Raw genomic sequence first — 12,714 nt, 5'->3', positions numbered from 1 at the left:
GAACGATCGAACACCGAAGATTACAGTCCCATCTGCTTGCTGATGATCTCGTTCATCACTTCCCGCGTCCCGCCGCCAATCGACAAGATGCGGTTATCCCGGTACAGCCGCTCCACCAGGCTTTCGCGCATATAACCCAACCCGCCAAGAATCTGCACCGCCTCGTTGGTGATGCGATCCGAAGTGTCCGTGGCAAAGTTCTTGGCCATGGAAATCTCCTTGATCACGCTCTGCCCCGCCGCCATCTTCGCCGCCTGCCGGTAGGTGAACTCCCGCGAGACTTCCAGCGCCGTGGCCATTTCCGCGAGGCGATGCTTGATCACCTGGAACTTGCCGATGGGTTTGCCGAACGCTTGCCGCTCCTTCGCCCACTTCAGGCTTTCTTCCAGCGCCAGTTGCGCGGTCATGTTGGCCATCAACGCAAGGGCCAGACGCTCGCTCTGGAAGTTGCCCATGATGCAGGCAAAGCCCATGTTCTCCGCGCCGATCAGATTTCCCACAGGCACACGACAATCGTCGAAGAACAATTCAGCCGTGTCCGACGCCCACCAGCCCATTTTCTTCAGTTGCCGGCCGACGGTGAAACCCGGCGTACCCTTCTCGATCAACAGCAGGCTGATGCCACCAAAACCGGGCGCACCGGTACGCACCGCGACGGTGTAGTAGTCGGCGCGTACGCCACTGGTGATAAAGGTTTTGCTGCCACTGACCCGGTAATAATCGCCATCGCGTACGGCGCGGGTCTGCAGGTTGGCGACGTCGGAACCGCCGCCCGGCTCGGTGACGGCCAAGGCGCTGATCTTCTCGCCGCGGAGCACTTGGGGGACGACCCGGTCACGGACTTCAGGCCGGGCCCATTTGACGATCGGCGGCAAACCGATATCGAGCGAACCAAGCCCGGCCACCAGCCCGCCGGAGCCGCAGCGCATCAGTTCTTCGCTGGCGGCGATCTTGGCGAACAGATCACCTTCGTGACTGCCGCCCAGCGCTTCGGGGTAACCGATGCCGAGGAGGCCGGCCGCACCGGCCTTGAGGTACAGCTCACGAGGGAAGCTTTCGGCTTCTTCCCACGCATCAATGTCCGGCAGGATCTCACGCTCGACGAAACGTCTGACGCTGTCGCGGATCATTTGGTGGCTGGGGTCGAAGTATTCCTGGAAGGCGGGCATCGGCGAACTCCATGGAAGGGTTCGCCGAACTTAACCGAGCGCTTGCTTGGTTTTCAACAGGATTGTGTGGCTCAGAGGGAAATCGGCTTGCGCCCGGCAAACGAGTGCGCCAGCGTGCCGCCGTCCACCAGTTCCAGTTCGCCACCCAACGGTACGCCGTGGGCGATGCGCGAGGCGATCAGGCCTTTGTTCTGCAGCAACTGGGCGATGTAGTGGGCGGTTGCTTCGCCTTCTACCGTCGGGTTGGTGGCGAGGATGACTTCGGTGAAGGTGCCCGCCTCTTCGATCCGCGCCATCAATTGCGGAATGCCGATGGCCTCCGGGCCGAGCCCGTCCAACGGGGACAGGTGCCCCTTGAGCACGAAATAGCGACCGCGAAATCCGGTCTGCTCGACCGCGTAAACGTCCATCGGCCCTTCCACCACGCACAGCAGCGTGTCGTCGCGGCGGGTGTCGGCACATTGCGGGCACAGATCGTCTTCGGTCAGCGTGCGGCACTGGCGGCAGTGTCCGACCCCTTCCATGGCCTGGCTCAAGGCCTGGGCCAGACGCGTACCGCCGCTGCGGTCACGTTCGAGCAACTGCAACGCCATACGCTGAGCAGTTTTCTGACCCACGCCCGGCAAAGTTCGCAGGGCGTCGATCAGTTGGCGAATCAAAGGGCTGAAGCTCATGGGGAAAAAGTCCGACAAAACAACGAGACGCGGTTTATACCCGCGCCTCCGGCCAGCGTCAAATCCTCAGTCCTGGGCGACCTTCACCACCAGTTTGCCGAAGTTGCGCCCCTCCAGCAGACCGATAAACGCTTGCGGCGCCTGCTCCAGGCCATCGACCACGTCTTCGCGGAATTTGACCTTGCCGTCACGCACCCAAGGCACCATGGCGCTGATGAATTCAGGCTGACGGTCGCCGTAGTCGTCGAACACGATGAAACCCTGAATACGTGCGCGTTTGGTCAGCAAGGTGCGTTGCAAGGCGGGCAAACGATCCGGGCCTTTCGGCGCTTCCGAGGCGTTGTAGCCGGCGATCAGGCCGCACAGCGGGATTCGAGCCTTGGGATTGAGCAGCGGGACGACCGCATCGAAGACATGGCCGCCGACATTTTCATAATAGATGTCGATACCATTGGGGCAGGCCTTGGCCAGTTGCTCGGCGAAGTCCGGTGCCTTGTGATCGATACAGGCGTCGAAGCCCAGTTCCTCGACCACGTATTTGCACTTCTCGGCACCACCGGCCACGCCGACGGCGCGCAGGCCTTTGATCTTGGCAACCTGGCCGACCACCGAACCCACTGCGCCGGAAGCGGCGGCGACCACCAGGGTCTCCCCTTCTTTCGGCTGGCCAATGTCCATCAGTCCCATGTACGCGGTCATGCCAGGCATGCCCAGTACCCCGAGCGCCATCGACGGGCTCGGCAGCCCGGACGGGATCGGGATGATGTTGCGGCCATCGCTGATGCTGTGGCTTTGCCAGCCAGTGGCACCGACGACCAGATCGCCGGGATGGAATTTCGGATGACGCGACTGTTCGACCCGGCTGACAGCGCCGCCGGTCATCACCTCGCCGATTTGTACCGGCGCCGCGTAGGACGGCGCGTCACTCATGCGCCCGCGCATGTAGGGATCGAGCGACAGGTACAGGGTCTTGAGCAACACCTGGCCGTCTTCAAGGTCCGGCAGCGCCTCGCGCTCCAGACGGAAGTTCTCGGGCGTTGGCGCGCCCACCGGCCGCGAAGCCAGCACGAAGCGTTGATTGAGGGTCAGAGGGTCGGACATGTCAGCGTCTCCTGTGAATGGTGAATTCGGCGGTATAGGGAGCAGACCTTGGTGGGCATGGTGCGTTCCGCTTGATAATCGTTGTCCGTTCGAGGTCTCGATCTGCCCACGCGGGAATAGCTTAACGGACGCTCCGTGTACGGCGTTGGATTTGGGACGCGAAGCGTCCCCGGCTGCATTCCCACGCAGACGGTTCGACGCCTCGACGTGGGAACGATCGGGCGGAAACAAAAATGCCAGGCGCGATGCCTGGCATTTTTTGTAGCTCATCCAACCCGCAAAGGCGAATCAGAACGGCAGTTTCATACCGGCCGGCAGGTTCATGCCAGCGGTCATGCTGCCCATTTTCGCCTGGCTGTTGGCTTCGATCTGACGCACGGCGGCGTTGACGGCAGCGGCCACCAGATCCTCGACCACTTCGCGGTCGTCTTCGTCCAGGCCCGGCAGTACGCTCGGGTCGATGCTGACTTTTTTCACGTCATGACGACCGGTCATCACCACGGTGACCAGATCGCCACCGGCTTTGCCGGTGACTTCGGCGTTGGCCAGTTCTTCCTGCATCTTGGCCATTTTTTCCTGCATCTGCTGCGCCTGCTTCATCAGGCCGGCCATGCCACCTTTCATCATGGGAATCACCTCAAAAGTACTTGGATCAAAACAGCGCCCGGCCAGACAGGCCGGACGCCCTCAGTTATTAGCCCTGACTGACCAGGGCGTCGACAGGTTCAATAGTATCGTGTCGCACGATCGCACCGAACTGCTGCACCATCTGCTGGATGAACGGATCGCCGTGGATCGATTCCTCCGCCTCGCGCTGACGGTTGGCACGGCGCCGGGACGCGGCCTGGGCCGGGGTTTCCTGCTCGGGCTTGATCAGCTCGATGGTCAGGGTCAGCGTGCGCCCGTGGAACTGGTTCAGCGCATCGTTCAGACGACGCTGCTGAGTGGCGTTGAACAAGGCGCTGTGGGCCGGGTCCAGGTGCATCAGCCAGTTGTCGCCATCGACCGCAATCAGCGTGCAGTTGGCGGCGATGCTGCCGGTCATGCCGGAGATCGGCAGTTGCGGGAACAGCTCCAGCCATTGCAGGGCCAGACCGGTGGCCGGCGCGGCGGCAGGTTCCGGCTCGGGCTCCGGGGCCGGTTCTGCGGCGTGTTCGCTGGCCAGATCGTCGAGGTAACTGAAGGCCGAATCCATGTCCGGTTCGATGTAGTCCTCGTCGAGCGGCGGCTCGTCGTCCATGTCCATGCCCGGTGTGGCGGCATCGACCTCGGCCACTGACGGCTCGGGAATCGGCGCGGCGGCCCACTCCGGGGCGTCCGGCACGACGCTGTCCGGGGTCGGCAGCGGCATCGGCGGCAAATCCGGTTGTTCGGCGGTGGTTTCCAGCACCGGCTCTACCGCTGGCTGCTGCACAGGCGCCGGTTCTACCGGGTCGTTCCACGGCAGGTCGACGACTTCTTCAACGGCGACCGGCTCGGGCTCTGGCTCAGGAACGGTTTCAGGCGCAATCACCGGGGCAACCGGTGCAGGCTCGGGAGCCGGCGCAGGTGCAACCACCGGCGCTGGCGCGGGCGCAACAGCCGCAGCAACTACCGGCGCAGGTTTCGGCGCGGCAGCCACTGAATTTGCGGAATCAACTGTGGCCTGGCTGATCCCCACTGGCTTTAGCGGTTGCCTCGGGGCGTCCGCCGTGTCTGCCGGCCGGAAGGCCAGCATCCGCAGCAGCACCATTTCGAAACCGCCTCGCGGGTCCGGCGCCAGCGGCAAGTCGCGGCGACCGATCAGGCCCATCTGGTAATAGAACTGCACGTCTTCGGCCGGCAAGGCCTGGGCCAGTGCCAGCACCCGGTCACGGTCGCCGTGACCGTTGTCGACACCTTCCGGCAAGGCCTGGGCGATGGCGACGCGGTGCAGCACGTTGAGAATTTCCGAGAGCACGCCGTTCCAGTCCGGCCCCTGTTCGGCCAGATGGCGCACGGCTTCGAGCAACGCCTTGGCGTCGCCTTCGATCAGCGCATGCAGCACGTCGTAGACCTGACCGTGATCCAGCGTACCGAGCATCGCCCGCACGTCGGCGGCCAATACCTTGCCTTCACCGAAGGCGATGGCCTGATCGGTCAGGCTCATGGCGTCACGCATCGAACCGTCGGCCGCGCGGCCGAGCAGCCACAAGGCGTCGTCTTCAAACGGGACGTTTTCGGCGCCCAGAACGTGGGTCAGATGCTCGACCACCCGCTCCGGGGTCATGTTCTTCAGGGAGAACTGCAGGCATCGCGACAAAATCGTTGCCGGAAGTTTCTGCGGGTCGGTAGTCGCCAGGATGAACTTGACGTAGGGCGGCGGCTCTTCGAGGGTTTTCAGCAGCGCATTGAAGGAATGGCTGGAGAGCATGTGCACTTCGTCGATCAGGTAGACCTTGAAGCGCCCGCGGCTTGGTGCGTACTGCACGTTGTCGAGCAGCTCGCGGGTGTCCTCGACCTTGGTCCGGCTCGCGGCGTCGATCTCGATCAGGTCGACGAAGCGGCCTTCATCGATCTCGCGGCACACCGAACACTCGCCACAAGGGCTTGAAGTGATACCTGTTTCACAGTTCAGGCATTTGGCAATGATCCGCGCAATCGTGGTCTTGCCGACGCCCCGCGTACCCGTGAAGAGGTAGGCGTGGTGCAGCCGCTGGCTGTCCAAGGCATTGATCAGAGCCTTGAGCACATGGGTCTGGCCGACCATTTCGCGGAACGAGCGCGGACGCCATTTACGTGCAAGAACCTGATAACTCATCGAAAACCGTCGCGGCAAAGGAAGCAGAAGCGGCTAATGCTAGCGGAGCAAGGGCAAAATTGCATCCGGTGTGCTCGTCTATTCTGGCTAAGCTGCATGAGCGAGGGCTTTTGTCGGCTCGGGATCGGGAATTACCGGAGCGTTTATGCGGTGGGCCGTGGGGGCATTACTGGGATTGAGCCTGAGCGCGATGGCGTCGCAACCGCCGCTGCGCTTCGTGGTTGCCGACAGCTGGGCGATGCCGATGGTGCAGATCGAACGCGGCCGCCCGACCCAGGGCATCCTCTACGACATGATGCTCAGCCTGGCGACCCAGATCGGCGTGCCAGCACAATTTCACGTCCTGCCCCGCGCCCGGGTGCAGAACGCCATGGAACACGGCGAAGTCGACGTGCGCTGCTATGCCGCACAATCCTGGCTGCCGAACCTGTCTGGCGATTACATCTGGAGCCTCCCGCTGTTCTTCCAGCGCGACCTGCTGATCAGCCGTCAGGACGAACCACCCAGCGCCGATCCGGCCCACCTGCCCCGCCAGTCGATCGGCACCGTGCTCGGCTACAGCTACCCCACGCTACAACCGATATTCGACGCCGATCGACTCTGGCGCGAAGACGCGCGCAATCAGGAGCAGGTGCTCGACAAACTGTTGGCCGGGCGCTACCGCTACGCCGTGAGCAATCAATGGACCCTGGACTGGTTCAACCAGCGCCTGCTGCCGGGGCAGCAACTGCAAGCGGTGGCGGTGTTGCAGGAGCAGAAGGTCGGCTGCTATGTGCGCAACGACCCGAATGTGCCGGTGCAGCGGATATTGAGGGCGTTGCTGCGGATGAAAATGTCGGGGGAGATTGATGACATTATCCGGTTGTATACCGGTGGTTCGGGCGGCGAGCCTTAAGCCAGACCCTCAATGCCCCGCCGTATCACGAAACCGCTGGTACTCGTGATACTCGACCCACGCCACCACATCGTACGGCACGTAAAGCTTCAGCCTGGCGCGGGAGATGGCGATGTACACGGCGCAGATCCGTTGATCGAACGCGTAGGCATCCTTGAATTTCTCGTTGGTCAGCAGGCCGGGAGTCAGCAGCACCTTGTCGAACTCCATGCCCCCCGCCTCTTCCGCGAGCATCAGCAGGCAGCCGTTGCCGGCGTTGTCGATCATTCGGTTCAGGCGCGTCAGGTCGGCAATCATGAAGCCGTTCTCCAGCTTGGCCTTGACCCGCAGAAAAGACTCGTCGAACCGGTTGGCGTCACACACCGCCTGCCAGTCGGGCAGGTCGCTGAAGTACGGATGCACGCCGTTTTCGCTGAATTCGGAACGGTAGAAGTCAGGTTTGAACAGTTCGATGGCGGTGGCCATGAAATGCTTGAGTTCATCCTGGGTTCGCTTGTCGGGGAATCTGAACTTGCAGTTGGAATCGTGCAGGTGGATAGCCCAGATCATGCTGTCCCACGGCGATGCCGTCAGCACTACGCAACCCTCGGACGGTACGAAACCTTCCGGGTACTCCTTGATAACAACATCGGCGTCACTGGCGCCTTCGAACGGAATCTTGCCCTTCTGCGAGTGCCGGGCGATCAGCGGATTGACCAGCCGTTCGACGTTGCGACCCGAACGCACGGAATAGCTGATATCGCTTTGGCGAACCTCACGGTGCCGTTTGACCGGCACACCGCTGGCCTGCTGGTACTCGTCGCCGAGGGTGATCAGCACCTGACGACCGCGCTCGATGATCTGCAACAGCGATCCGGGAATGTCCTGGCTCTCATCGATCAACACGTGCGTGTAGCGCGCCGGCACCACGCAGCCGGCGATGCAGGCGCGCTTGATCATCAGCAGCGCTTCGAACCCGGTCTGACTGCCCCACGCCGGGTTGAGCTCGAGGTAGCCCCACACCCGGCTCGAATACTCCAGCAACACCTGAGCGTCGACGCTGGAGAGCGGCTGGTTGAAATGCGGCAGATGCTTCGCCGAAAACGTGTGATCGCGGAAGCGGCAGTAGCGCTCGATCACTTTGAGGCAGAGCTCAAGGGTCGCCGGCCCGTCGTGGTGGCGGAAACCGAAGATATTCAGTTCCTGCGCCAGCGCCTGACGGGTCGGGATTCGCCCCGCCTCCGCCTGAGGCCTGCGCCCGAGCATCAGCGACTGCGCAAATGCCAGGAAGGTCTTGCCGGCCTTCTTCTCGCTCGGCCCCAGCATGCGCTGACGAAGGACTTCCAGCTTGGCCGGGGTGCGCGCCAGCAACAGGGTTTTTTCCGGGCGTAGATGTTCCAGCAAAGCGACCAGCAGATGGCTTTTGCCGATCCCCGCGTAACCTTGAACGTGCAGGTCTTCGTCCAGGTTGGCGCGGAAGGTTCTGACCAGTTTGTCCTGCGCCGGGCTTAACCAGCGCTCGCGCTGCCGGGGCGTCACGATCGGCTGGGTGAACGGGTCATGGCTGCGATGGCGCCGGACTTTGTATTCGAAATCCCACTGGCCATCGGGCAACAAGTAGTCGCGTGCCGATATTTCTTCGGCCAGCAGAAAACGCAGGTTCAGAGGGTTAAGGACCTTCAGGCCGAAATACAGTTTGCGCGGATCGAACAGTCGCTGCGCTTCCGACAGCAGGCCCGCGGTCGTTGCCTGACGAGTATCGACAGCCCACGCCAACAGCTTGGCCAGAATTTTCTCTGCCGCCACGGCGCCGAGATCCTGCTCTTTCGTCTGCACCAGATTCTGGATGACCAGCACCGCCGCCAACTCCGGATCGGTCAGGCTTTCGAGGGTTTTGGCCCCACCCGCCTGCAACAGGTTCGCGCAGGTTTCATCCGTGACGGGCAAGAACACAGGGCTGGATAGATCGGAATGTTCCGGGAGCATAAAACCTCGCGGCCAGGGCGCAGACCTTGCAAGGTCGATCCTGGCCAGACTCTTCATTTATTTCGGTGGCTGCGAGTATGCGCGATTGCAGAGGAAATGATTACCCCGTGTCGGCGCACTCGGGAGCAGGAGGTTTGGGTACGAACCGACAAATCGCAGACATAAAAAAACCGCAGTGGGCGAAACCCATGCAGTTCAGTCGACGCGTTCGATGTTCGTTAAGGTGGTAACCCTACCAGCCACACCCCGGCACACAATGTTCCCGCTGTGGCTGCTGCCTTCCGGCTCTGACCAGGTTCACGGGTAATCGTTGCGGGGGGACCGATAGGGTCACCATAACGACACTCGCCTGTCGGCGAGCCGCGCCATTGTACCTATCTGAGACGAAGTTACAACCGCTGGTTGCAGATTAAAAATATGAAGGGCTTCAAGCACTTGCTATTGCGCCTGCAGCACCTCGTCCGCGCGGCCGCCCTCCTGCTGGATCACCAGATGAATGAAGTGCAGCTTGGCGATCGCCGCCGGCGGCAGGACGAACGGATAGAAATCCGGCTGGCCCATGCTGCGCGACAGTTCGTTGAGCATGCCGGCCAGTTCGATCCACGCATTGACGAACGACAGGAATGCCGCGCCGCCGGGATGTTCGGGGTCGTACAGGGTGCTTGACGGAAACGGCTGGTAATCCAGGTCCATCTCCCGGGCGCTCATGCCGAAGCCCAGCGCCGTATCCACCGCGTCCATCATGTGCAGGTAATGCGCCCAGGTTTCCGCCCAGTCTTCCCACGGGTGCATGGTGGCGTAGGCGCTGACGTAATGCTGCGGCCAGTCCGCCGGCGCGCCCTGTTGATAATGCCGTTCAAGCGCCTCGGCATAACTGACGCGTTCGTCGCCGAACAGGCTGCGGAAGGAACCGAGCCACGGGCCGTTGTCGATCAGGCGATCCCAGTAGTAATGCCCGACCTCATGGCGAAAGTGCCCGAGCAGCGTGCGATAAGGTTCGTGCATCTGCGCCCGGACGCGCTCGCGGTGGGCGTCGTCGGCCTCTTCGATGTCGAGGGTGATCAGGCCGTTGGCGTGGCCGGTCATGGGTGCATTGCCTTGCAGATCGACGCCGATGAAATCGAAGGCCAGGCCGGTGGCTTCGTCGACGGTTTTCGGGACGACCGGCAGGCCGAGGCTGATCAGTTGCGCCACCAGTCGGCGCTTGGCGATTTCCACCTTGCGCCAGCGTTCGGGGTTTTCCGGGACGGACAGATCGGGGATGGTGCGATTCAGAGCACAGGCCGCGCACAGGGTGTCGTGATCATTGGCGGGCAGCAGCCAGTTACAGGCCGCCGGCGTATCAAGGTTGGCGCAGCGCCGGAACAGCCCGGCGTCGGGATCGACGTCCAGCGTCCAGGTACCCTCTTGCGGCCCCGGTTGCAGCGAGGTCAGGCGACTGTGTTCCGGTTGATAACCCAGTGCCGCGTTGCAGGCCAGGCACTGACTGTTGCGAAAGAACAGCGACTGGCCGCAGCGGCACGGCCAGACTTTGCTGTTGCGCGAGGATTCGCCCATGAACGGCGCGACGATGCGGGAACTGAGCTGCTCGAAAAAGCGGTACATGGCGATCTCTCCCTTGGGCTTGCCAAGACTAGATCATTCCCGCCCAAAGATCGTTCCCACGCTCTGCGTGGGAACGATCACCTGTCGATCAGTCAGGCGCTGATACCGTGCCCTTTCAGGAACGCGATAAACGCCTCCTCATCCATCACTTTCACGCCCAGTTCGTTGGCCTTGGTCAGTTTCGACCCGGCGCCCGGCCCGGCGACCACGCAATGGGTCTTGGCCGACACGGAGCCGGCGACCTTAGCGCCGAGACTTTCCAGGTGTTCCTTGGCGACGTCGCGGCTCATCAGCTCGACCTTGCCGGTCAGCACCCAGGTTTCCCCGGAAAGTGGCAGACCTTCGACGACTTTCTTTTCGCTCTGCCAGTGCATACCGAAATCGCGCAGTTGCTTCTCGGCGTCTTCAGCCAGTTGACGATGCTCGGGCAAGGCAAAGAACTCGCGAACCGAGTTCGCCTGCTTCTCCGGCAATGCCTGGCGCATGTCCAGCCAGTCAGCGTTCATCACCCCTTCCAGCGTTTCGAACTTGTCCGCCAGCTTCTGCGCCCCGCCCGGCCCGACCGAAGGAATGTGCAGCTTGTCGAGGAAGCCGCCCAGCGTGGTGCTCGCGGCAAACTCGGCGCCCAGCTCGCCCTGATCCTGAATCTGCAAACCGTGGCCCAGCAGCTCGGTGATCACCTGCTGGTTGTGCGCATCTTCGAAGAAGCTGTGAATCTCGTGCGCCACTTCCAGGCCGATGTCCGGCAAGTACGTCAGCACCTGCGGCAAGGCTTGCTGAACACGCTCCAGCGACCCCAGCGAACGCGCCAGCACCTTGGCCGTCTCTTCGCCGACATCCGGAATGCCCAGCGCATAGATGAAGCGCGCCAGACCCGGCTTCTTGCTGTCTTCAATCGCAGCCAGCAACTTGTTGCTCGAAACCTCGGCAAAGCCCTCGAGGTCGACGATGTCTTCGAACTTCAGCGCGTAGAGATCGGCCGGCGAACTGACCAGACCTTCGTCCACCAGTTGCTCGACGCTCTTGTCGCCAAGGCCTTCGATGTCCATCGCGCGACGGGAGACGAAGTGAATGATCGCCTGCTTGAGCTGCGCACCACAGGCCAGTCGGCCGACGCAGCGATACACCGCACCTTCGCTGATGGTTTCCTTGCCCTTGCTGCGTTTGACCAGTTGCGTGCGTTCGACATGGGAGCCACAAACCGGGCAGCTCTCGGGAATCTGCACAGGGCGCGCGTCTTCAGGGCGGCGCTCCATGACCACTTGCACCACTTGCGGGATCACATCGCCAGCGCGGCGAATGATCACCGTGTCGCCGATCATCAGACCCAACCGTGCGACTTCGTCCATGTTGTGCAGCGTGGCGTTGGCCACGGTGACGCCGGCGACCTTGACCGGTTTCAACCGCGCCACAGGGGTGACGGCGCCGGTGCGGCCGACCTGGAATTCCACGTCTAGCAGTTCGGTGAGTTCTTCCATGGCCGGAAACTTGTGGGCGATGGCCCAGCGCGGTTCACGGGCGCGGAAACCCAGTTCGCGCTGATCGGCAATGCTGTTGACCTTGAACACCACACCGTCGATTTCATAGGCCAGCGAGTTACGGCGTTCGCCGATATCGCGGTAGTAATCCAGGCATTCGCCGATGCCCTTGGCCAGCTTCAATTCGTGGCTGATCGGCATGCCCCAGGCTTGCAGTTGCTTGAGGTTGCCGATGTGGGTGTCGGAAATATCGTGGGAGACCTGACCGATGCCGTAGCAGCAGAATTCCAGCGGACGGTTGGCGGTGATCTTCGAATCCAGCTGTCGCAGGCTGCCGGCGGCGGCGTTGCGCGGGTTGGCGAAGGTCTTGCCGCCGACTTCCAGTTGCGAGGCGTTGAGGCGTTCGAAACCGGCCTTGGACATGAACACTTCGCCGCGCACTTCCAGGGTCGCCGGCCAGCCCGTGCCGTGCAATTTCAGCGGAATGTTGCGCACCGTGCGCACGTTGACGCTGATGTCTTCGCCAGTGGTGCCGTCGCCGCGCGTGGCACCGCGCACCAGCACGCCGTCCTGATACAGCAGGCTGACCGCCAGACCATCGAGTTTCGGCTCGCAGCTGTATTCCACCGCCGCGCCACCGCCGAACAGGTCGCCGGCCGGGAGATCCAGACCTTCGGTCACCCGGCGATCGAACTCGCGCATGTCGGTTTCTTCGAAGGCGTTGCCGAGGCTGAGCATCGGCACTTCGTGACGCACCTGGGTGAACGCGGTCAGCGCCACGCTGCCGACACGCTGGGTCGGCGAGTCGCTGGTGATCAATTCCGGATTGGCCGCTTCCAGCGCCTTGAGCTCGTGGAACAACCGGTCGTACTCGGCATCCGGAATGCTCGGCTCATCGAGGACGTGGTAACGGTAGTTGTGCTGATCGAGTTCAGCGCGCAGCTCTAGAATGCGGTCTTTGGCGGCAGTCATGGGTGTTCTCTCATAAAGCAAAAGAGCAGCCGAGGCTGCTCAATCTATTTTGCCGATTGCCCCTTTATTGCGAGGC

The 12,714-nt window shown here is 62.3% G+C and carries 9 protein-coding genes and 1 other RNA gene; 1 reads left to right on the top strand and 9 read right to left on the bottom strand.

Annotation, left to right across the window (positions count from 1 at the left end):
- Positions 1-20: 20 nt before the first annotated feature.
- From EIY71_RS04305 to dnaX, 5 genes are all read right to left on the bottom strand, one after another.
- Positions 21-1,169, bottom strand: a complete 1,149-nt coding sequence (locus EIY71_RS04305) for an acyl-CoA dehydrogenase family protein (protein ID WP_134020623.1) — start codon at positions 1,167-1,169, stop codon at positions 21-23.
- A 71-nt stretch (positions 1,170-1,240) separates the two neighbouring features.
- A complete protein-coding gene (recR, locus tag EIY71_RS04300) occupies positions 1,241-1,843 on the bottom strand; it encodes a recombination mediator RecR (protein WP_007951652.1) in 603 nt (200 codons plus the stop codon).
- A gap of 66 nt (positions 1,844-1,909) precedes the next feature.
- Positions 1,910-2,944: an NADP-dependent oxidoreductase gene (locus EIY71_RS04295; protein ID WP_085747889.1), complete on the bottom strand. Its 1,035-nt coding sequence runs from the start codon at positions 2,942-2,944 to the stop codon at positions 1,910-1,912.
- Between the two features lie 288 nt (positions 2,945-3,232).
- A complete protein-coding gene (locus EIY71_RS04290; protein WP_007951650.1) occupies positions 3,233-3,571 on the bottom strand; it encodes a YbaB/EbfC family nucleoid-associated protein in 339 nt (112 codons plus the stop codon).
- Positions 3,572-3,638: 67 nt separating this feature from the next.
- On the bottom strand, positions 3,639-5,723 hold the full coding sequence (gene dnaX, locus EIY71_RS04285) for a DNA polymerase III subunit gamma/tau (RefSeq protein WP_134020621.1): 2,085 nt from the start codon (positions 5,721-5,723) through the stop codon (positions 3,639-3,641).
- Between the two features lie 145 nt (positions 5,724-5,868).
- Between dnaX and EIY71_RS04280 the strand changes: the two genes are divergently transcribed.
- Positions 5,869-6,618, top strand: coding sequence for an ABC transporter substrate-binding protein (locus tag EIY71_RS04280; RefSeq protein WP_134020618.1), 750 nt, complete (start codon positions 5,869-5,871; stop codon positions 6,616-6,618).
- A gap of 9 nt (positions 6,619-6,627) precedes the next feature.
- On the opposite strand, the gene EIY71_RS04275 is transcribed toward EIY71_RS04280, so the two are convergent.
- From EIY71_RS04275 to ligA, 4 genes are all read right to left on the bottom strand, one after another.
- On the bottom strand, positions 6,628-8,583 hold the full coding sequence (locus EIY71_RS04275) for a hypothetical protein (protein ID WP_134020615.1): 1,956 nt from the start codon (positions 8,581-8,583) through the stop codon (positions 6,628-6,630).
- 230 nt (positions 8,584-8,813) lie between these two features.
- Positions 8,814-8,910, bottom strand: an RNA gene (gene ffs / locus EIY71_RS04270) — signal recognition particle sRNA small type.
- Between the two features lie 111 nt (positions 8,911-9,021).
- Complete coding sequence (locus tag EIY71_RS04265) at positions 9,022-10,188, bottom strand: putative zinc-binding metallopeptidase (RefSeq protein WP_134020612.1); 1,167 nt, start codon at positions 10,186-10,188, stop codon at positions 9,022-9,024.
- 92 nt (positions 10,189-10,280) lie between these two features.
- Entirely contained in the window at positions 10,281-12,638 is a 2,358-nt protein-coding gene (ligA, locus tag EIY71_RS04260) for an NAD-dependent DNA ligase LigA (protein WP_134020609.1), read from the bottom strand.
- Positions 12,639-12,714: the final 76 nt, after the last annotated feature.

Origin of the sequence: Pseudomonas sp. CH235 (assembly GCF_004368175.1) — a bacterium.
Taxonomy (GTDB): Bacteria; Pseudomonadota; Gammaproteobacteria; order Pseudomonadales; family Pseudomonadaceae; genus Aquipseudomonas; species Aquipseudomonas paraglycinae.
The sequence above is the reverse complement of the archived record's forward strand: the minus strand, read 5'-3'. Positions and strand labels throughout refer to the sequence as shown.